This window comes from Acetohalobium arabaticum DSM 5501 (genome assembly GCF_000144695.1).
Classification (GTDB): Bacteria; Bacillota; Halanaerobiia; order Halobacteroidales; family Acetohalobiaceae; genus Acetohalobium; species Acetohalobium arabaticum.
Genome location: NC_014378.1, coordinates 2,178,432 through 2,200,378 on the forward strand (window position 1 = coordinate 2,178,432; position 21,947 = coordinate 2,200,378).

The 21,947-nt window shown below is 40.0% G+C and carries 21 protein-coding genes; 2 read left to right on the plus strand and 19 right to left on the minus strand.

What is annotated here, in order from left to right:
• Positions 1 to 211: 211 nt before the first annotated feature.
• From acear_RS10565 to groES, 6 genes are all read right to left on the minus strand, one after another.
• The gene (locus acear_RS10565; RefSeq protein WP_013279012.1) at positions 212 to 1,279 is read right to left on the minus strand and encodes an NAD(P)/FAD-dependent oxidoreductase; all 1,068 of its coding nucleotides are present in this window, start codon (positions 1,277 to 1,279) and stop codon (positions 212 to 214) included.
• Between the two features lie 189 nt (positions 1,280 to 1,468).
• On the minus strand, positions 1,469 to 2,557 hold the full coding sequence (locus tag acear_RS10570; protein WP_013279013.1) for a GerAB/ArcD/ProY family transporter: 1,089 nt from the start codon (positions 2,555 to 2,557) through the stop codon (positions 1,469 to 1,471).
• A gap of 14 nt (positions 2,558 to 2,571) precedes the next feature.
• Positions 2,572 to 3,771, minus strand: a complete 1,200-nt coding sequence (locus tag acear_RS10575; protein WP_013279014.1) for a Ger(x)C family spore germination protein — start codon at positions 3,769 to 3,771, stop codon at positions 2,572 to 2,574.
• Positions 3,761 to 5,383, minus strand: a complete 1,623-nt coding sequence (locus tag acear_RS10580; protein WP_013279015.1) for a spore germination protein — start codon at positions 5,381 to 5,383, stop codon at positions 3,761 to 3,763. Before acear_RS10580 ends, acear_RS10575 begins: the two co-directional genes overlap by 11 nt.
• 249 nt (positions 5,384 to 5,632) lie before the next feature.
• The gene (groL, locus tag acear_RS10585) at positions 5,633 to 7,291 is read right to left on the minus strand and encodes a chaperonin GroEL (protein ID WP_013279016.1); all 1,659 of its coding nucleotides are present in this window, start codon (positions 7,289 to 7,291) and stop codon (positions 5,633 to 5,635) included.
• Positions 7,292 to 7,357: 66 nt separating this feature from the next.
• Positions 7,358 to 7,648 carry a co-chaperone GroES gene (gene groES, locus acear_RS10590; protein WP_013279017.1) on the minus strand — a complete coding sequence of 97 codons (291 nt, stop codon included), beginning with the start codon at positions 7,646 to 7,648 and terminating at the stop codon, positions 7,358 to 7,360.
• Between the two features lie 335 nt (positions 7,649 to 7,983).
• On the opposite strand from groES, the gene acear_RS10595 reads away from it, so the two are divergent.
• Positions 7,984 to 8,271 (plus strand): ACT domain-containing protein, encoded by a 288-nt coding sequence (locus tag acear_RS10595; protein WP_013279018.1) that lies wholly within the window; start codon positions 7,984 to 7,986, stop codon positions 8,269 to 8,271.
• A 25-nt stretch (positions 8,272 to 8,296) separates the two neighbouring features.
• Positions 8,297 to 9,658: a PFL family protein gene (locus tag acear_RS10600; RefSeq protein ID WP_013279019.1), complete on the plus strand. Its 1,362-nt coding sequence runs from the start codon at positions 8,297 to 8,299 to the stop codon at positions 9,656 to 9,658.
• Positions 9,659 to 9,661: 3 nt separating this feature from the next.
• Here the strand turns inward: acear_RS10600 and acear_RS10605 are convergent, their stop codons facing one another.
• The 13 genes from acear_RS10605 to elbB all read right to left on the minus strand — a co-directional run bounded on the left by acear_RS10605 (position 9,662) and on the right by elbB (position 21,943).
• Positions 9,662 to 11,014 (minus strand): DUF512 domain-containing protein, encoded by a 1,353-nt coding sequence (locus tag acear_RS10605; RefSeq protein WP_013279020.1) that lies wholly within the window; start codon positions 11,012 to 11,014, stop codon positions 9,662 to 9,664.
• Between the two features lie 17 nt (positions 11,015 to 11,031).
• On the minus strand, positions 11,032 to 12,045 hold the full coding sequence (gene tsaD, locus acear_RS10610) for a tRNA (adenosine(37)-N6)-threonylcarbamoyltransferase complex transferase subunit TsaD (RefSeq protein WP_013279021.1): 1,014 nt from the start codon (positions 12,043 to 12,045) through the stop codon (positions 11,032 to 11,034).
• A gap of 1 nt (position 12,046) precedes the next feature.
• Positions 12,047 to 12,520 (minus strand): ribosomal protein S18-alanine N-acetyltransferase, encoded by a 474-nt coding sequence (gene rimI, locus acear_RS10615; RefSeq protein WP_013279022.1) that lies wholly within the window; start codon positions 12,518 to 12,520, stop codon positions 12,047 to 12,049.
• Complete coding sequence (tsaB, locus tag acear_RS10620) at positions 12,510 to 13,220, minus strand: tRNA (adenosine(37)-N6)-threonylcarbamoyltransferase complex dimerization subunit type 1 TsaB (RefSeq protein ID WP_013279023.1); 711 nt, start codon at positions 13,218 to 13,220, stop codon at positions 12,510 to 12,512. Before tsaB ends, rimI begins: the two co-directional genes overlap by 11 nt.
• Entirely contained in the window at positions 13,198 to 13,671 is a 474-nt protein-coding gene (tsaE, locus tag acear_RS10625) for a tRNA (adenosine(37)-N6)-threonylcarbamoyltransferase complex ATPase subunit type 1 TsaE (RefSeq protein WP_013279024.1), read from the minus strand. Before tsaE ends, tsaB begins: the two co-directional genes overlap by 23 nt.
• 90 nt (positions 13,672 to 13,761) lie before the next feature.
• A complete protein-coding gene (locus tag acear_RS10630) occupies positions 13,762 to 14,268 on the minus strand; it encodes an ECF transporter S component (RefSeq protein WP_013279025.1) in 507 nt (168 codons plus the stop codon).
• Between the two features lie 20 nt (positions 14,269 to 14,288).
• Positions 14,289 to 16,478, minus strand: coding sequence for a tetratricopeptide repeat protein (locus acear_RS10635; protein ID WP_013279026.1), 2,190 nt, complete (start codon positions 16,476 to 16,478; stop codon positions 14,289 to 14,291).
• Between the two features lie 25 nt (positions 16,479 to 16,503).
• Positions 16,504 to 17,703: a M20 metallopeptidase family protein gene (locus tag acear_RS10640; protein WP_013279027.1), complete on the minus strand. Its 1,200-nt coding sequence runs from the start codon at positions 17,701 to 17,703 to the stop codon at positions 16,504 to 16,506.
• Positions 17,704 to 17,786: 83 nt separating this feature from the next.
• Positions 17,787 to 18,137, minus strand: coding sequence for a type II toxin-antitoxin system PemK/MazF family toxin (locus acear_RS10645; RefSeq protein WP_013279028.1), 351 nt, complete (start codon positions 18,135 to 18,137; stop codon positions 17,787 to 17,789).
• A gap of 2 nt (positions 18,138 to 18,139) precedes the next feature.
• The gene (locus tag acear_RS10650) at positions 18,140 to 18,394 is read right to left on the minus strand and encodes a CopG family ribbon-helix-helix protein (RefSeq protein ID WP_041667735.1); all 255 of its coding nucleotides are present in this window, start codon (positions 18,392 to 18,394) and stop codon (positions 18,140 to 18,142) included.
• A 227-nt stretch (positions 18,395 to 18,621) separates the two neighbouring features.
• Positions 18,622 to 18,795: a hypothetical protein gene (locus acear_RS12640; RefSeq protein WP_013279030.1), complete on the minus strand. Its 174-nt coding sequence runs from the start codon at positions 18,793 to 18,795 to the stop codon at positions 18,622 to 18,624.
• Between the two features lie 134 nt (positions 18,796 to 18,929).
• Positions 18,930 to 21,173, minus strand: a complete 2,244-nt coding sequence (locus acear_RS10655) for an IGHMBP2 family helicase (RefSeq protein ID WP_013279031.1) — start codon at positions 21,171 to 21,173, stop codon at positions 18,930 to 18,932.
• Between the two features lie 104 nt (positions 21,174 to 21,277).
• On the minus strand, positions 21,278 to 21,943 hold the full coding sequence (elbB, locus tag acear_RS10660; protein ID WP_013279032.1) for an isoprenoid biosynthesis glyoxalase ElbB: 666 nt from the start codon (positions 21,941 to 21,943) through the stop codon (positions 21,278 to 21,280).
• Between the last annotated feature and the right edge of the window lie 4 nt (positions 21,944 to 21,947).

Consider the following 21,947-nt stretch of genomic DNA (forward strand, 5'->3'; position numbering starts at 1 on the left):
ATGCTTTATTAATAAAAATAACCCTAATTAATACACCCATCTGATGGTATGACCATCAGTTCCAAAAAACAACAAATAACAGTTATAATTTTCTGCCTTTTTAACTATATTGTTGATATTTATCCTGATTCCTCTTTTTATGTTAAAATTAAATTAAATTTACCCTTTATTTTATAAATCAAATGATATTTAAGTACTTTAACGCATTTTTCTATACTAATGGTGTGCTTAACCAACCTATAATTTTAGCTAAATTAATCTTTCGCTGTAAAAACATTTTTTTAACTACTCGATTATTAAGTGCCTTAACTAATTTATCATATTGATTATTAGACATTTTAGCAAATAATTTCCTTAATTTAAGTGATACTTTATAATCTTTTTTAAGTTTATCAGTTAACTGATTATAATCTTTACCTTCAGTAATTGCTTGAGATACTAAAATTCCACTCTCTATGGAACTAAATTGGCCAAATCCTAAAAACGGCATAACAAATCCTCCTGCATGACCGATTAAATAAGTATTATCAAATTGTTGGGTTTTAGTTTGACCAATTTCGTAATGATCTACTTGAAAAGTATCTTTAATTCTAAATTCAAAATCAAGTTGATCTAAAAAATTTGACCATAGATGTTTGGAATCAACAATATCATGGGGAGTAGCAATAGCTATAGAAGCTAATTTATGTCCAAAGGGCAACAAATAAGCATAACCCTGGGGGGCAAGATTATGGTTAAGCCACATTTTAACTGTAGTTGGATTAAATTTACCTTCAATTGTAGCTCCAATAATTTTAACTGAGACATCTGTTTGTTGCCATTGATCAATCTTTTTTATTGTTCGAGGATCACCAGTAGCAATAATAACTTCATCAAATTCTCGTTTTAATTTTTGATAATCAGGCTTGTTATTATAATTAATCGGTGAATCAACTAACTTAGCTAACTGATTTTCTAAAGAACGTTCATGATTGCCGCGAATAGTAATATAACCAATATCACCAACAATAGTAGCTTTATTAGTTGGGCCATAGAATATTATTTTACGAATAGGAAGGGTTGGTTGAAGAGGAAGTTCACGATTAAGACTTAAATAATAAAAAACATCTGTAATCGGTAGATTAATTATATGCATCATTGCTTCGCCATTTACAAACCTAGCTCCGACCTTATGTTCTTTCTCAAATATAGTAGGATTAATCCCTTTCTCCTCTAATTTATAAGCTGCAGTTAATCCACTAATTCCTGCACCTACAACAGCGACCTTAATATTATTCACCTCTTATTATTTTCTGGATGAAAACTTATAGTTAATTTCTTTCCTAATATAATTTTTTCTTAATAGTACTATATTATTAATTAAAACCACTGATAATTTTATCCAATTGGTTTCGAGAATGAAATGCCTTAAAAATAATAGAATAGGAGTTCCAATCCTTATTGTAGACAGTTTATAGTTCTTAGCCTGCTATGATTCATCAATTCCTCTAACTACTGCTATTAGCCAGGTAACAGGAATTAATAAGCCTAAAGGCAGCAATAGATAGGGATTCTTTAATCTATCTAAAATTAGAACATCGGTTAGGTTAGCCGGTACTAATGATAAGGCAATAGTAATAATAGTCATCGGAATAATAAGCGGCCTATAATCTTTAAGTCCTAGCCACTGAGCCGAACCAACAACAGCAGGATAGAAGAATACCAGTATCTCTATGAAACTAGAGGTTAACCAGAGAATTATAAAAATGGCTTCAAATCCGGTTAGAAAATCAGCCAATAAAATGTAGCGGGATAAATAATACACAGGAAAGGGGAAGCTAACTGTCATAACCGTTCCACTAAAGGCTATAATCCCTCCTACCAGAATTGTTAAAAGTATTCCTGCTATCGACATTCCCACTAAAAGGGACTTGGTCAACCGATCCTTCTTTCTTAAGCTAGGCAGCCAGAAGGCCATAAAGAGAATTGTTTCTATAGCATAGGGAAACTGAACCTTAAGGCTTTTGACTACTGGCAGTAAACCATTCTCCAAGAGAGGAGTTAATCTCTTCCACTCTAGATTAGGAAAAATAAATACCAAACTGAAAATAATCAAGAATAAAATGATAGGTACTAATAATTCAGTCAGTCTACTAAAGACTTCAAAACCTTTTCTCATTATGTATATAACTAATATAGCCATCATTATATTAATTGGTGTTGGAGGAGTCTCCAGCATAAATAGCTCTATTAACTCCACAGTCTCTCGATAGATTAAAGCACTAATCGACCAAAAAATAAGAATATAGATAAGTCCGACTAATTTACCGGGAATCCTTCCTAACACTTTAGGTAAGTATTGAACTAAGGTCTTATCTGGGAACCGCAATCCTAACCTAATTAGAATCAATCCCAATAATATAGCCAGACTATAAGCTAACAGTACTGCCAGCCAAGCATCTCTACCGGCATCCTTAACGGCAGGAACAGCTATAACTACAAAGATATTACCGATACCAGCTGCTAGAAGCAGCATCAAAGCCTGATTATTTGATATCTTTTCTTGGTCCTGGAACAATTAAATCTCCTCCCTTACTTGGAATTGATAGATTCCTTTATAATCCCCGGACGTCTAATCTTGGCTTCAACATCGATCTTTACTTTAAGTTCAGGAAAGATTTCCTCCCAGTTCTTCTTTAGCTTCTTCCACTTATCGGGAAAGGCCCGGTGAACTACTTCGCCAAACCCAAAGATATCCGTCTTATACTCTTGTTGGGCCTTATAAAGACACTCTTTTATTTCATTCCTAATGACAGCTGTCATTCTTCTTTCTAAAGCTTCAATCCTCGCCGGCCTAGTTAAGTCAGCACTTCCGGATTGATCACCGAGATTGCTCTCCCCATCAACTTGAATATTCATCACTAACTCTCCATTTTTTAGCTCAGCCTCTATCTTACTGCTGGTTTCAACTATCTCTAAACTAACCTTTCCGTTATCAGCCGGTGATTTAACTACTATAATCCCACTTTCTACCTCGCCAGTAATCCAGAGAAATCCTCTAGTTGCAGGCCGATTAAGCCAGCCTACCAATTTATCCTCTTTAAAGACAGAAGCACCGGTAAGCCTAACCTTTTTAGCCTTGTTTTCTTTCTTATCTTGCTTACTCTGCCCTATTGGCTCAATGCGGGAGGCAACTGGAGAAGTAGTTTTACTGCCTAGTTTCAGAAAGAAGTGATGCATATCCACTGCTACTGCCTTAGAAGTAACCGTTCTGGCAGAGATCAATTCTTCAATGTCTTTAGCTGGTATTTTCTCTAGCTCTGCCTTCATTTTAAGAATTTCACTAGCCTCACTTCCTTTACTAATCAAAATCCAAGCTCTAGCTCTACCTTCCTGGTCCCGGAGAAAAAAGTCTAGAACAGAATAAACCCCTTCGCGGGCTAGATCTTCACTAATAATAATTAGGCGGTTATGGGCCCAAAAGAGTTTGCGGCTAACCTGCATAGTAAAATTACGAATGGCCTCAAATATAGTATGGCCAGTGCTAGAAACTACCCAGACGGCTTTTTCCTTACTACCTCCACTGCCGCCACCGGTGCTGGAAGGAGCCTTGATTTTACCCGGCTTTATTATCTCCGCTGTTAGCTTTAACTTTCCCTCTTCTTTAGCTTTATCAATAGCTATCCCACTTACAATTCCTCTTTTGTCCAGCTCAACTCTACTCCAGCAGCCAGGCAAAAATGATAGCCCAATAATCAAGACGATAATCAAGACATATTTATTATTGATCATTATCTTCTCCTCCGTTCTCCTCTTGAGCAGGGCTAGGTTTAAGATTAGACTTGACCCTAACACTATCGCGCTGTAAATTCTGCCACCTTAATATCCGCGGCCTTTTATTCATTTTCCACCAGGGAGCTCTAATGAAGGTATCTTTAATATCCTGCCAGACAAAGGGCATCAGCGGTGACATAAAAGGAACGCCAAAGGAACGTAGAGAAGCAAGATGGATTAAGATAAATATATAGCCCCATACTATACCAAATAAACCAAAGGATGCCGCCAAAAATATCATGGGGATTCTCAATAAGGCCAAAAAATCAGCCTGCGGTGGTACAACAAAGCTAGTAATCCCTGTTAGAGCAACAACTATAATAACAGGAGCCCCCACAAGGCCAGCTTTGATTGCTGCATCTCCCAAGACTAGTCCGCCTACTATACTTATCGCCTGGCCGACAGGCCGCGGTAGACGAACCCCTGCTTCCCTGAGAATTTCAAAGATTATTCCCATCACCAATACTTCCACAAAAGATGGAAAGGGCGTACCTTCCCGAGCTGCTGATATAGTAACTAACAGTGGAGTGGGAATAATAGCAGGATGAAAGGAGGTTAAGGCTACATATAATGCAGGTCCAAATAGCGAAATATGTAGAGCTAACAGCCTTAGTAACCTACTTACTGTTGATAAAAAAGGTCGGGAGTAGTAATCTTCTGTAGCCTGGAGATGTTCAATAAAGAGTAAGGGAATTGTTAAAGCAAAGGGAGTCCCATCAACTAAAATACCGATCCTCCCCTCAAGAATTTTAGCTGCAAATTTATCGGGAGATTCAGTATTGCCAATTGTAGAGAATATAGATAAGGGATTATCCTCAATAAATTCTTCTATATATCCTGATTCTAAAATACCATCAATCTCAATCCTATTTAGCCTACGTCTGACTTCCTCAACAATTTTATCATTAGCAATATCTTTAATATAGACAAGGTAGGTATCAGTCCTAGTCCGCCTGCCGATCTTCATCCGTTCCATTTTTAAGTTAGGATCCTTGATCTTTCTTCTCACTAGGGAAGTATTAACTCGCAGAGTCTCAGTAAAGCCCTCACGCGGTCCCCTAACCTTTGCTTCAGTCTGGGGCTTTTGAACGCTTCTATGTTCCCAAGTACGGGTACTCATTAATAAAGCAATATCATAGCCTTCCATAAAGAAGGCCGTATCGCCGCCTAAGATGCCTTCAACAGCTTTTTCCATAGTCTGTACCTCTGTTACATCATTTACATTCATAGCTGAATTTTTGATACTTTCAATCTCAATCTTCTTATCTGTCTCTGTCTTTTTAGCTTCCCACATCAGCGAACCAAGAATATTTTCGTTAATAATGTTTTTTTCAGTCATACCTTCAATATGAACAAGCAAAGCATCCTGCTGGCTTTCGCCAAAGGAAAACTCTCGTATAACAATATCAGATGCATCCTGAAAGATATCACTAATCTTTTCATAATTCTTGGCTAGACTCTTAGAAATGCCAGTATTCCTAGGTTTTAGATTAAAAGGCGGTTTTATTTCTTCAGAAGAATTATTCGCCGTCTTCAGAAATTGAAGCTTGCGCAAAAGCTTGCTAAACATACAAGTCTGCCCCCAAGATTTTAGATGATAAAGAAAGAGTTACTAGTATCTTATTATTTCAATAATTCTGTTAAATATAAGTTAAATTGTTAAATACACCACTTTACAAGTTTAATTATGCAGCTTGATTTTCTCGTAAAAAGCAATTCACTGCTTTTGAAACTTTAGAATAAATTTTGCTACTTTAAACGGTAAAAACCCCTCCGGAGAAATCTCCAGAGGGGTTTGAAGTCTAACTATAGATCTAAATTACATCATTCCAGGCATTCCGCCCATTCCACCAGGCATTCCGCCTCCAGCGGCTCCGGCAGGTGCTCCACCGCCGCCATCATTATCTTCATCCTCATCTTCAACTATTAGAGTTTCAGTAGTTAGTAACATAGCAGCAGCACTTGCAGCATTCTGTAGAGCAGAACGCGTTACTTTAGCGGGATCAACGATTCCGCTTTCGATCATATCTACAAATTCGCCATTATAAGCATCGAATCCGATACCTTTATCCTTATTCTTAACTCTTTCAGCAATTACAGAACCTTCATGTCCTGCATTGTCAGCAATTAGTCTCAATGGAGCTTCTAATGCACGTCGTACAATATCGGCACCAGTTGCTTCATCTCCTTCTAATTCTAAGTCATCTAATCCTTGTAATACATCGATTAAGATTGTTCCACCACCAGGTACAATTCCTTCTTCAACTGCAGCACGAGTAGCAGATAAAGCATCTTCAATACGGTGCTTCTTCTCTTCAAGTTCAGTTTCTGTTGCAGCACCAACTCTAACTACTGCTACACCGCCGGCTAATTTAGCTAAGCGCTCTTCTAACTTTTCGCGGTCAAAGTCAGAACTTGTATTCTCAATCTGACGTCGAAGCTGTTCTACACGCTGCTGAATATCATTGTCAGCTCCAGCACCGTCAACAATAGTAGTATCATCCTTAGTAACAGTAATGCTTCTGGCTTGGCCTAACATAGACTTAGTAGCATTCTCTAACTGTAATCCTTTATCTTCAGTAATTACTTGGCCTCCAGTTAGAACAGCAATATCTTCTAACATTGCTTTGCGGCGATCTCCAAATCCAGGCGCCTTAACTGCTACACAGTCAAATGTTCCGCGAATCTTATTGACAACTAATGTAGCTAATGCTTCTCCTTCTACATCTTCAGCAACAATTATAAGCTGCTTACCTTCTTGAGCTACCTTCTCTAACAGCGGCAGAATATCCTGTACGCTGCTAATCTTCTGATCAGTTAATAGAATATATGGATCTTCTAAATTAGCCTTCATCTCTTCCTGATCAGTTGCCATATATGGAGATAGGTATCCACGATCAAACTGCATACCTTCAACAGTCTCTAAGCTAGTTCCCATAGTTCGTCCTTCTTCTACAGAGATAACGCCGTCTTTTCCGACCTTCTCCATAGCATCAGCAATTAAGTTACCGATCTCTTCATCAGCAGCAGAAATAGAAGCAACCTGAGCAATAGATTCTTTATCTTCAATAGCTGTACTCAAGTTTCTAATCTCTTTTACTCCCTGTTCTACAGCTTTCTCAATTCCCTTCTTAAGTACCATTGGGTTTGCTCCAGCAGCTACATTCTTCATACCTTCCTGAATGATTGCCTGAGCTAAAACAGTAGCTGTTGTAGTACCGTCTCCAGCTACATCATTAGTCTTAGTAGCAACCTCTTTTACAGTCTGAGCTCCTAAATCCTCAAAAGGATTCTTAACATCTATCTCTTTAGCAATTGTAACTCCATCATTAGTAATCGTTGGAGCACCAAATCCTTCTTCTAGAATAACATTACGACCCTTAGGTCCTAATGTAACTTTTACAGCTTCAGCTAACTTATTAACACCTTCTTCTAATACTCTGCGTCCTTCTTCGCCGAATTCTAATTCTTTTACCATTATGTATTCAACCTCCTTAAATATTGTTGAACATTAATTAGTTTTTCTAATTAAGAACAAGTGAGTTTATTCAACAATAGCTAAAACATCTTTTTCGCTAATTACTAAGTACTCCTCACCATCAAATTCTATTTCAGTTCCAGCATACTTTCCGTAAATCACTCTATCTCCTTCACTAACATCCATAGTTAATCGCTCACCATTATCTAACTTTTTACCTGCTCCTACTGCAACAACTTCTCCTTCTTGAGGCTCTTCTTTAGCACTCTCAGGCAGTACAATACCGCTTTCAGTAGTTTCTTCTTCAGCTTCAATATCTTTTACAACCACTCTGTCACCTAAAGGTTTGATTTCCATTACCAAAACCTCCTTCATGAGATTTTAAATTTTGTTATTAGCACTCAGTAAGAGTGAGTGCTAACAATTCCACTATTAATAATATAGAAAACTCCCCCTAAAATCAAATTTAGTTCCCGGGTAATATTTAGTTTTAACTGCGATTAAGATAAATTAAATTGGTTTTTCTCCATTATTCTCATTGAATGATACTTTTTTGTTCCTTTCCCATTTTTTATTGTTCTATCCCACCTGGCTTCTATTGACATTAAATTTAAAATCGTATATTATTATTGTAATCAAATCAACTTTAAATCATACTAACTAAATTATAATTTAAAAATGGAGGTGCCAATATGGAACAAGAAGAGAGTAATCGAATTGTAATTACTGTTTTAGGAGAAGATAAAGTAGGCTTAGTAGCCAAAATTACTGGTATATTAGCTGAACATGAAGCTAATATTATCGATATCACTCAGACATTATTACAGGATTTATTTTCAATGATTATGTTAGTTAATATTGAAGAGTTAAATACCAGTTTTGAAGAGCTACAGCAGGAATTAAAAGAAGCAGGCGAAGAACTAAACGTAAAAGTAAAGACTCAACATGAAGATGTATTCCGCTACATGCATCGAGTATAAGCAGTAAGGAAGGAGGAAAAAGAAAATGCTGATCAATCCCGATGAAATTATCGAAACTATTAAAATGGTAGAAATGGAAAACTTCGATATCCGAACTGTAACTATGGGAATCAATCTCAGAGACTGTGCCCATCAAGATATTGAAGTTTTAAATCAGAATATCTATGATAAAATAACCAAGTACGCCGAAGACTTAGTAGAAACAGCAGAAGAAATGGAGCTCAAATACGGGCTTCCTATTGTCAATAAACGTATCTCAGTTACTCCCATCTCCATTGTAGCTGCCTCATGCCAGACAGAAGATTACAGCAGCATTGCTGCAACTATGGACAGAGCAGCTAAAGAAGTAGGCGTCGACTTTATCGGCGGTTTCTCTGCTTTGATACATAAGGGATGTACCACTGGAGAAGGCCGGCTTATCAATTCTATTCCTAAAGCTTTAAGCATTACAGACCGAACCTGCTCTTCTGTCAATGTAGCAACTACTAAAGCAGGAATCAATATGGATGCTGTTCTGAGAATGGGAGAGATTGTTAAGGAAACTGCTGAATTAACCACAGAAGATGATGCTATAGGCTGTGCAAAATTAGTAGTCTTTGCTAACGTACCTGAGGACAACCCCTTTATGGCCGGTGCCTTCCACGGAACTGGTGAACCAGAAGCCGTCATTAATGTAGGCGTCAGCGGCCCCGGAGTTGTCAAGAATGTAGTGGATGAGATTCCCGACGTTAATTTTGATAAATTAGCTACCACTATTAAACAGACAGCCTTTAAGATTACACGAATGGGAGAATTAATCGGTAACAGCGTCTCTAAAGCACTGGATATTCCCTTCGGTATTGTTGACTTATCCTTAGCACCTACTCCTGCTGTGGGAGACAGTATTGCTAATATCCTAGAAAGTATGGGGCTAGAAAAATGCGGTACCCACGGCACAACTGCAGCTTTAGCTTTATTGAATGATGCTGTCAAAAAAGGCGGAGCAATGGCTTCCTCCCATGTAGGAGGTTTAAGCGGTGCTTTCATTCCAGTCAGCGAAGACCAGGGAATGATTGAAGCTGCCGAAGCCGGCGCCTTAACACTGAATAAGCTAGAAGCCATGACCTCAGTCTGCTCAGTAGGACTGGATATGATCGCTATTCCCGGTTCTACTACTAAAGAGACAATTTCAGCCATCATCTCCGATGAGATGGCCATCGGAATGATCAACAACAAAACCACCGCCGTTCGAATCATCCCCGTCCCGGGTAAAACAGTCGGCGATCAAGTAGAATTCGGCGGATTATTGGGTAAAGCACCTATTATGGACGTCAACCAGTTCGAATCTACAGACTTCGTCCAGAGAGGCGGCAGAATTCCCGCACCTCTACAGGCATTAGGGAATTAAATATTAATCCAGTATAACTTTAGAGTCTAAACTTTCTTCTAACTCTTCAAAGCTTCTACCTACTAGATCATAACCCCACTGATTAAAGGGTTCAGAGGGCAGAAAGATTAAGTCTCTTTCTGCTACCTGTTCCTGTTTAGTCTCAATCACTTCCAAAAAGTCATCAACAACTAAGAGTCCAGCTGCTCTAATACTACCGCCAAAGAAGTTATTAACTACAGGTAATACTTCAGCTTCTATCATAAAGTCCAGCTCTGATTCAATCCTTTCGATCCCTGATCTAAGTATATCCTCTGCCAAAACAGAGGTTAAGAATAGAACCTTCTCTGCTGAATTAGCAGCAATTATGTCCTTGATCTCCATCAATCTCTGCCAAGCAATATCATAATCGACTACTATACCTGAAGCTTCATCAGCCAATTTATTCAACTTCTGTTTCTTGCTTCTTCCAGCATGTCTATATTTGACCACAGGGTCTTTAGCCTGTAATAGCTGATAAAAGGCCTCTACTCTGGTATGTACCTTATTATTATCGACTTCCAAAATCTCATCCCCAGACTGCAGACCGACTCTATCCGCAGGCGAATTGACAATCACCCCGGCTACAGCTGGAGTCAGCTCTCCAACCACAGGCGGTTCAACTGTAACTGGAACTCTATATGTTCTATTTAACTGCTTAATATAATCATGCAGTTCACTCCATAAGTCCAGACCAGACTGCAGCCTATCCGGAGCCAGCTTAGTAAAGCCCGGCAGAAAGATACGTACGGTCTGGGCCTGATTCTGGTTTAAGAAGCTAACTGTCTCTTCAATATCATCCCAGCCGCTAATTTGGGGCAGGGCTACAATGCTGCCGTGATAAGGAATCCCAGACTCTGCTAAGTTATGGATTCCCTGCCGTACCTGCTCGGCCGCTGAATCAGCCATCAACCTCTTTCTAATCTCCGGTTGGGCACTATTCAACGAAACATTCAGCTCAATCAAACCAAGTTCAGCCAGTAATCCAACCTGTTTTCTACTTAAATAGGAACCATTAGTAGTAATCTGAATCTTAGTCTGAGGAAACTGATTCCGTAGATAGATTAAAATCTCTCTGAAGTCAGGATGGCTGAATGGTTCCCCTTCAATAATCCGGGTAATAGATTCTCCAATCACAATCCTGCTTTTATTATCCAAAAACCCTGCCGTCTCCTTAATCTCCTCTAAACTGCGGTGGCCTAACTTAAATGTCTCAATCTCCGGCGGATTATACTTATGGCTGCAGAAGATACAGTCAAGATTACAACAGGAAGTAAGAGGCAGAATATTACGCTCCTGGGCCGATAAAAGAACCAACTGTTTAGCCGAATAATCCATCTTTAGCCTCCCTTATACTAACCTAACCTCAGATTAGGCTCTGCATTTAAATCATAATCGCCTCTAATTCCCTGCTGGTAATGATAATAGCCGACACTGGCTATCATAGCAGCATTATCCGTACAGAGCTTCGGCGGTGGATAATATAAACCAACATCCAACCCGGCCAATTTAGCCTCTAATTCAGCCTTTAACTGGCTATTTGAAGCTACACCTCCAGCCAAAATTACCTTACCAACTTTCTTCTCTTTCACTGCCTTAATCACCCTGGCTGTCAAGACATCAACTACTGCCTGTTGGAAGCTAGCAGCCAGATCAGCCTTATTTATCTCTTCTCCCCGCTGCTGTTGATTATTAATATAATTCAAAACAGCCGTCTTGAGCCCACTGAAACTGAAATCATAAGTATCCTCTGTCAGCAGTGGACGAGGAAAGTCTATAGCTGTTGGATCTCCCTCACCTACTAAACTATCTATAATCGGCCCTCCAGGATAGCCTAACTCAAGCACCTTAGCCACCTTATCGAAGGCCTCTCCAGCAGCATCATCTCTGGTCCTGCCTAGAATCTGATAAGTTCCTAACTCTTTAAAATAAAGCAGATCAGTATGGCCTCCAGAAACAGTCAAACAGACTAATGGAGCCTCCAGATCCTTATGAGCAATAAAATTAGAATAAATATGTCCCTCAATATGATTAATAGGCAGCAGAGGAATCTGCTGGGCATAGGCTATAGATTTAGCAGCTGCTATCCCTACTAACAGACCTCCTACTAACCCTGGACCATAAGTTACAGCAACTGCCGATAGATCTTCAAAAGATACTTCAGCCTCTTTTAGGGCTTGTTCAAGTACAGGATTTATCAACTCTACATGCTTGCGGGAAGCTATCTCCGGCACTACCCCGCCAAACTTGCGGTGCCAGTCTACCTGAGAAGCAACAACATTGGATAATACTTCTCTTCCTTCTTTAACAACTGCTGCTGATGTTTCATCACAGGATGATTCAATACCTAAGATCAATCCATTCTCCATATTAATCTAACTCCTTATCCAGAACTTTATGCATTACCACTGCGTCCTCCTGATTATTCTGATAATAATCCTCTTTAATTCCTACTTCTTCAAAGCCATAATCCCGATACAGTCTGCGGGCTGCTTGATTAGATACTCTTACTTCCAGAGTTACCTTTCTTACTTTCGACTCCGCCAGACTGCTAACTATCCTATCCAACAGATACTTAGCCAATCCCTGCCGCCGATAAGCAGGAGCAATAGCCAGAGTAGTAATATGGCCTTCACTTATAAAGATCCAGATACCTATATAGCCTATAAGTTCTGCCCCTTTTTTAAGTACTAAATAATGGGCATACCGATTCTTAGTTAATTCCTTTTTAAATGACTCAACAGACCAGGGCGAACCAAAAGACTCTTCTTCAATCTCGATTACCCTTTCTAAATCAGCAAGCTGCATCGGCTGTAAAACCAGATCTACCGGATCAAAAATCACCTTTGCTTACCTGCCAGTCTCTTTCAGCCTGGGATCGTTTAAGATAATTCGGCTTTAAATCCATTAACTTATCCCCGCCGCCTGTCTTTAGCTTGATACTTCCGATCTGGGCCAGACTCTTCCCTTGGACTAGATTATTTTCCAGCGAGAATTCAGCCTGAGTACCCAATCTATCTTCAATTAGTTCTCGATACTCCTCTGCTCCTGGACCTATAAAGAATATCTTCTGCTTAAATCTTTTACTTAACTCTTCTAGGAAACTATCTACTTCCTTGATATCCTCAGCAACTACCGGTTCCTTTAGCCCCAACCCATCTTTTTCCTGATAGACAGCCGTATATACCCGCTGTCGCCGGGCATCCAGCATAGGACAGATAGGCTCTGTTATATGTAATAGATTATTAGCTAAAGCCTCCAGAGTAGAAATGCCTACCACCGGAATATCCAACGCATGGGCTAGACTCTTAGCCGTAGCCAGACCGATTCGAATTCCAGTAAAAGAACCGGGACCTACTCCTACAGCAATGGCCTCTAAAGCACTACACTCCAGGTAAGCATCATCGATAATTCCTACAATCTGGTCCATCAACCGCTGGGAATGGGTCTTATCGAGATTCAGATTATACTCTGCTATAACCTCTTCCTTATAAAGACAGACAGCACCTACAGAAGTAGAACTATCTACCGCCAAGATCAACATTTTCTTTCAACTCCGATACCAGGGAAATATACTTATTAGCCTGAGGAATAATCTTAATTAACCGGTTATCCCCCTGACTCTTAATTGTAATATTTAAATAACTATCCGGCATCAATGGACCAGCCTTATCCGGCCATTCAATGATTGTTACTCCTTCTCCATAGAGATACTCCTCAAAACCAATATCATATAATTCTTTATAATCAGAAATACGGTACAGATCAATATGATAAGCCGGCAGCCGCCCTTGATATTCATTGATTAATGTATAAGTAGGACTTGTTACTTCAGCCTCAACTTCCAGTCCCGCCAATAATCCTTTGGCCAGACAGGTCTTACCTGCACCTAAGTTGCCCTGGAGACAGATAATATCTCCACTGTTGAGCAATTCGCCTATCTTAGCTCCCAATTCTATCGTTTCTTTCGGCTGTTCAGTTATTAATTTTAACATTTCCACTCCCCCTCAAGTTTACTGGAAACTCATTCCTATCTTAAGCACTTTATTAATCTTTTATTCAATTACAAGTTATAATATAATCTTCTATCCAGTATTCTTCAATACTTTAATTACTAGAATAGTAATTATCACCCCAACTACTACTTCCGGTACTCCATGAGTAATTCCTATTCCGACTGCTGCTGTTGAGGGTAGATAGCCCCGCCAGACTGCCAGTCCTAATACTCCTATAGTATTAGTCAGAGTCCCCACAGCTGCTGCCAGACCTGCTGCTATAGATTCCTTTTTAACCAATCTATAGCTATATCCAGCCAGCACCCCTATAAATATCCGGGGTAGAATCCCAATTAATGGATCAACTACAAAGGGGTTACCTGCTCTTAAAAAACTAAAAATCCCAAACACAAAACCAACTAAACCACCAACTAACGGCCCCTCTAAAATAGCTCCAATAACCACAGGAATATGCATAATAGTAGCCGAACCGGCCGGAGTCGGTACCGGCACAAAGCCTAAAGGGGTCATGCCCAGTATAGCAGTTACAGCTCCCAAGATACCTACTAAAGTAATCTTTTGTGTATCCAGCTCCATTTATTCTAACCTCCAATAAATCATCTGCTGTCTACCTCTTTAATTAACTCTTTTATTCCCAGCTGACGCAGTCTATCTTCCTCCAGTCTATGCTTCTGGCCCGGCTGCTTATCATCCAGCTCTAACTCCTTTAGACTGCTGATAACCTGCTCAGCCTGCTTGACTAATTGAGCCAATTTCTGGTCAGGATTAAACCTCTTAATATATTCCAGATTATCCTCAGCTACAGTAAAGTCTTTTTGAATAATCCGGGCAATAGCTAAATTATAAACCGCATTCAAATTTCCAGCATCCATTCTTTTAACTTCCTGCCATAATTCAACAGCATCTGCTAAATCTCCTTGATGGAACTTTAAACTGCCTAATTCTTGATACGTCCAGGAATATGGATGTAACTGAATAGAATTCTGATACTCCTTAGCAGCTAACTTATAATTCTGCTTCTTTCTATAAAGCCTGGCCAACCGACCGTGTAGTTTCGCCAACAGCTCTTTACTCCAGTTGTCAACTGAACCAGAATACTCTTTAATTCCCTGGCGGTAAGTAGATACAGCTAAATTATCCAGTTCATAATCAGTAAATAATTCGGCTATCTCAATATACTCATCCAGTTTCAGATTATCTATCTTTAATATATCTTTCCAGATTGTAACGGCCTGCTCCTGCTTATTAGCCCGCCAGTAAGATTCGCCTAATTTCAGTCTGATATCAAGCTGCTGGGGCTTCAGCTTTAAAGCCTGTTGATAATTATCAACAGCAGAATCATAATTCTTCCAGCTATGATAGAAGTCACCCAAGTATTCATAATTCAACCAGCTAGCCTCCAATTCAACAGCCTTGAGATATAACTGTTCTGCTATCTGATACCTATCCAGTTCTTCATAAGAACGGGCTAATTTAATATAGCCCCAGGAATCCTCAGGAGTTATCTGAATAGCCCGTTGATACCTATGGACTGCCTGATGATGTTTATCAGCTTTTCGATAGAGATCACCAGAATAGATCTGGTACTTAGCCTTATTAGGGGCCAAATCAATTAACTTATCCAGAGTATTCTGGGCATTCTCCAGCATAGTATCGTTTACTGCCGAACGGCGGTAAGTCCAGAATAGCCGTTCTAAGTATTCCTTGTTGGTCGGAGCTAGATTGACTGCTCTTTCCAACGAACTGCGGGCCTGGTCTATATTCTGTAACTGTAGATGCAGTTCACCTAAAGTATAATGCAGCTCTCCTCGTTTATAATCCAGGACCAAGGCCTCTTTAATTGCTTCTATAGCCTTATTATATCGGCTCTGTTCGCGGTAGAATTCAGCTAACTTTCGATAATACTTAATCTTTGGTTTAATCTCAACCGCCTGCTTAAGCATCTCAACTGCTTTATCAGTCTCTAATACTTCATAATACAGCTGGGCTAAACGGTATCTACTCTCAGTATCACCAGCATCAGCACTTACTTTCTTTTCTAACTTAAAGATTTTCTGCCGCACCTTGGGCGTAAATCCAACTGCAAAATCTTCATTATCCAGTCCATCATTGATTACCCAGTTTTGATAATTAATCTTCAAGATCTGTTCTTCATTTCTGTTCTCAACTATAATTAAATTAGGCAGCCAGATTTCATTCTCCACTTCCCGGTAGCCGTTATAATTAATTGTTGCTACCAGCTGGTCTGCTCCATTAAATACTTCAATTTTATCAATCAACAACCGCTCTTTTTCAACCCAGATTACCTGTCTGGTAAATTGATTACTCAATTCCAGCAAAGTTATCGGCTTATTATGTAAGTTAGTTTCTCCCAACAGCTTCAGATTATAAATATCCTCCAGATTATTCAACGGCTCCAGATAATCACGCTGTCCTCTGAGAGGTAGAGCATTCTGCAGCAGAGAATAATCAGGAGGCAGATAAATCCAGGGCATAGCATTCAATAACCGGCCCGATGCTGTCCCCTTTATCCGGCCGAAAGTATAAGAATTATCTGTTAGAGAACGCTGTTGATTCTTCATTATATTAGTCCGATAAGTAACAGTCTCTTCGGCAAGGAAAATTTTCGATACCAATGAACCTTTAAAGTCCTTGATCTGATCAAAATTGGCTAAAATGCCTTTAATTATCCTATCAGGACTACCCTTCTGCTCCGATGCAGCCAGCGGTAGATTAATCGTTATACAGAGTAAAACAACAAGAATTAGATTGATCAATTTCCGCACCCGACCTACCCCTTTCTTATAATATTTATTCTATATCAATTAAATCTTTTCCTTCACTATTCGACTGATTTAGCACAGCTTCAACAAAAGTAATAACCCCTAACTCTAATGCTGCTTCATCAAAATTAAACTTGGGATGATGGCCCGGATAGGAACAGTCAGGAAATTTGCCGGCTCCCAAACGGTAAAAAGCGCCCGGCACCTGCTGACAGTAATAGGCAAAATCCTCTGCTCCCATTGAAGGATGATCTGGTTTTGTAACCTGCTTGATCTCCGGCAGGCCACTGAAACTCTTTTCTAGACCGGTAACTAATTCATCATTACTGATCATTACAGGATAGCCCCGCTTATAATCCAGTTCATAATCAGCCCCGTGGGCTGTTGTAATTCCCTTAATTATCTCTTCAATCTTATCTGGTAATTCTTCTCTAACAGCTGGATCAGTACTTCTTACAGTCCCGGTAAGTTTGACCTGATCAGCAATTACATTATGGCGGTAGCCCCCTTCAATCTTACCCATCGAAAGAACCACTGAGTGATGCGGAGCTACTTTCCTACTGACTACCGTCTGGAGAGCAGTTACTATTTCAGCAGCTACCACTACAGTATCTACTGTCTGGTGCGGAGCAGCACCATGGCCCCCCTCCCCTGTTACTACCAGTTCTATCTGATCAGCTGCCGCCGAAACAACACCGCTTTTAAGCTCTAGTTCACCGGTCAGCTGGTCGGTATTCAAATGGAGGCCGATAATTCCGGCTACATCCTCCAGCACACCTTCCTCAATCATCGGTTTGGCACCGCCCGGCCCCTCTTCGGCCGGTTGAAAGATAAACCGCAGATTAATATTTAATTCAGCTCGAAACTGATCCAGAATAACAGCCGTGCCCAGCAGAATAGCTACATGTCCATCATGGCCGCAGGCATGCATCACTCCTTCTTTCTGTGAAGCATACTCCACTCCGGTCTGTTCTTGAATCGGTAAGGCATCCATATCAGCCCGCAGTGCTAACGTTGGTAAGTCATCCCCCAGCTGTAAATCAGCCACAACTCCGGTCTGGGCTACTTCTGTCTGAAAATCTAAGCCGGTCTCCTGTAAGATTCCAACTATCTTATCCGCCGTTTTATATTCCTCAAAACCCAATTCCGGCTGGCGGTGAATAGACCGCCGCCAGGCAATTAAATCAGATTCTAAATTACTGATCGCCTGCCTGATCTTATCTTTCATGATCAACTCCCCTTTCCCAAACAGATAACTTAAAAAAAGCTATTAATCTATACCAGATTAATAGCTCTTGAAATCTTTTCCAGTTATAAATCGATTAGACCAACGCTAATCTCTAAAGCTTCATCTACATCTTTAACTATCTCTTCATTTAAATGAGTAACCTGCCTGCGCAGCCGCTTCTTATCAATGGTTCTAATCTGTTCTAAAAGAATTACTGAATCCTTATCTAAATTATGCTCATTAGAGTCTATCTCTACATGAGTAGGCAGTTTTCCTTTCTTGATCTTAGAAGTAATGGCTGCCACAATTACAGTAGGACTATATTTATTACCTATATCATTCTGAATTACTAATACCGGTCTTATTCCTCCCTGTTCAGAACCGACTACCGGATTCAAATCTGCATAAAATACATCGCCTCGTTTGATAGCCACAGCTATTCACACTCCGCAATATTAGCTTCATACTTTGAAAAGTCTCTATTCTCTATCCTGATATTATCTTCTGCTATTTCTAAATTAATATTCCCCATTTCTAAATAGCCCTGCTTCATCTCCTGTTTAATCTCTTCTTTACGCAGCTCAGCAATATAGAGCTTCATAGCTTTACGCACAAACTCACTGCGGTTTTGATTCTCTTGTTCGGCAACCCCATCTACCTTTTCTAATAAACTATCCGGCAAGCTAATCATTACCCGCTTTAGATTAGTCAAATTAACGCACCTCCGGCAGAATAAAACTTAGTTAATAATAGTATATGATATTATATCCCGGTTTGTTAACTAAGTATATAAAAAAATATATATCAGTTTGTCCTTAGTTTCTGCAATCTAATTTATAATATTCATCCAAAAGAATAATTAGCCAAAGGAAAAAAGAGACGCGAAAGAACGCCTCTATTCTGTACATATGACTCTATCTATATTGCTTTATAAGCTTCCTCTTCAGCTTTTAAGCCTTCTTCGGCTAACTTTAAATTAATCTCACCCATTTCATAATATCCCTGTTTCATCTTGCTAATTCTCAGCCCATCTTTAACTGAACTGTCTACATCTGCGGCTCTGTGCTGATCTGAATCCTGCCAATTGATCATTAATATCTCTCCTCATCAGGGATAGGAATAATGAAACTAATCTATACTACAATTATATCCTACAGTTAATAACCATGTCAATAGAAGTTAATAATTCTTTTCCTTAAGTAGACAAACAATTTTTGGTAATTAACTTACAGAGCATAATAGTAGCCTTCATCTGTTACATATTCTATTAAACGTTCGTAAACTTCATTAGAAGTAATAGTCGAAGCATCCCCGATCATAATTAATTTACGTTTAGCCCGGGTCAGAGACACATTCAGCCTTCTTAAGTCTCGTAAAAAGCCGATATTCCCGTACTCATTACTGCGGACAAAGGATAGAATTATAACTTCCTTCTCCCGGCCCTGAAAGCCGTCTACAGTATTAACTTCTACTCCCTGTAAGTCCAGTTTATCATCGATTAACTCCACCTGATCCTTATAAGGGGCAATTACTGCTATATCTTCTTCAGCAAAATCAAGCTGTTTAGCCACTTCAGCTATTTCAATTACTAAGTCAGCCTCAATAGGATTTTCTACGGAAGTTGAATCACTCTTTGAACGTTCAGGAGCATTCATTCCCTGAGTATCAAAGAAAGCAATAGGCTGGTCAAAGACTAAAGCCTTCTCGGCCGGTCTACTGCCGTTAGGAGCCGAAACATCCAGATCAGCTAAAGTATGTCCACCGATGCCGTCAGCACTCTCCAGTAAACCATTATAAAATTCTCGGTTAGAAAAGTTCATGATTAAATCATTCATTCGATACTGTACTCTAAGCATCTGCCGAATTTTAGCTCCATACATATCGATTAATCGTTCAAATAAGGTATAATTCAGTCCCTGCTGTTTAGCCCGTTCACTGAGAATAGTCGGCGGCAGCTGTTTATGATCACCGGCCAGAACAACCCGGTCTGTTTTAGTTAATGGAATCAACACAGCCGGTTCCGTAGCCTGGGTTGCTTCATCCACAACCAATAGATCAGCCCAGAAGTTATCCAGAACTTCAGAGCCAGCAGTTGAATTAGTAGTACAGACTACATCGGCCGTAGATAACAGATCATTCACTGCTTCCTCCTCTAGCTGGTCCATCTCAGCAAATAAATCATCAATCTCTTCCTGTAATTCCAACCATTCAGCCATCTCTTTGATCTTATCCAACGGAACTCCCCGGGCCCCAGAACCCTGCTGAGCCTGCTCTCTAATCTGTTGATTACTCATTCCTCTTCTCCAGCGGCCGCTGGGATGGGTCAGATCATCCTGCTTATCTAAAAGCTCATCTGCCTCCTGGCGCAGCTTAAGTGACTCTTGGTACTTAGGATGGTCCTCAATCAGATAATCCAGAGTATGCTCCCGCAGCACAGGGGTTACCCGGACCGGATGGCCGACTCTGACTACTTCAACGTCGTCCCGGACCAGTCTTTCTACTAAATTATCTACTGCTGTATTGGAATCAGCTGTAGCTAAAATATTCTTATCAGGTCCAATCTCCTGTCTAATAATTTCAATTGAAGTCATCGTTTTACCAGTACCCGGCGGTCCGTGGACTAAAAAGAAATCCTCAGCCGCCATAGCCTGTCTTACTGCCTGCTTCTGTGACTGATTTAAGTTTTGATTCTTAAATTCTACATCAGAATCCTGCTCTGCAAACTCTATATCCTCTAAGCCCAGAAACTTATCACGCAGCTCTGCTAGTCTACCTTCAGCCTCTTCGACCTCTGTAATAGCATCTAACATCCGCTGAAAAGTAATATCATTTACATATAAATCTGCTCTTAATCCTTTTCCAAATATAAAGCCCGGTGGATTCTCATCAAAGACAACAGTAATTGAGTATTTGGTCTTTTCAGCCACTGTTCCGGTTGGATTATCATCCCTCAGCGGCTGATTCTTGCTTAACATCACTAGATCTCCGACACTTATTTCACTGTCAGGCAGCTCTTCGCCGCGGCGCTGCCGCATAAACTTAACTACTTTCTTGCCGCCGAAGGCTTCACCTTGGTCTCGGCCGCGAAGATGTAGAATCGCCCGCCCTTTTTCTTCTCTTTCATAGCCGCTTAAATTCTTCATCTCCAGTTCATGTTTCTTCATCTCAGCCTCTCGCTCCATCTGTACTAACTGTTCAAACTCTGTTACATAATCATTAATCTTATCTATCTTCTGTCTTATATCATCATCAATATAGACCTTGACTTCAATGCCTGCTACTTGATTCTGGTCCATAACTTCCACTACTTTATCAGCTATACCTTCTTTAACTTCAACCAAAGCTGTACCATTAATAAAATCTATCTTTCCGATCTTATTGCCGTCCATCTGGACTTCATTAGTAAAAGCCCCTACAATATCGCCAGGTCCTACATATTGAGGTAGATTCTCTACTACAAGATTAATCACTTAACTCGCCCTCCTTAATACCATTTTGACATCAAAAAGTACACCCTATTAATAGGGTGTACCTTTGAGAAATTATATCAAAAAGATATTGGATAGTCAAAAAACTAGATTAAATCCGCCATTCTAGCTACCAGCTTAGCTATCCCTTCTTCTGCTTCAGCAATCGATTCTGCCAGCATATAAGCCGGTGTAGTGAGAATCTTCAACTCATCATCAACTACTACCTCATCCACTGCAGCCTCAACATGGACTGCATCCAGTTTATCTTCAATATATTTAGCCGGCTCAGATGCGGCTCCTACAGTCACCTTAGGCTGCTGGTCAGTATCAGCTAAAGCACGGGCCACTACCAACGGAGCAATACAGATAGCCCCCACCGGCCTGTTAGTTTCGATCATCTCTATTATTAACTGCTCTGTCTGTTGATTAATCTTACATTCTTCCGGCATTAAGGCATAATTAGTCAAATTCTTAACTGCACCTGCTCCGCCGGGTAGGATTAAGCCATCAAGCTGATCAGTAACTTCAGCTTTAATTGTTCTAATATCGCCCCGGGCAATCCGGGCTGCTTCTACCAGTACATCTCTATTCTCTCGTTCCATCTCGTCGCCTGTCAGATGGTCTATTACCTGGGACTGTAATATATTAGGAGCAATCGGAATAATCTCCTGGCCATTTTTATCCAAATGCAGCATAGTCAAGACTGCTTCATGGATTTCAGAACCATCTTGAACACCACAACCGCTCAGCAAAACTCCTACTTTAGCCACTTTA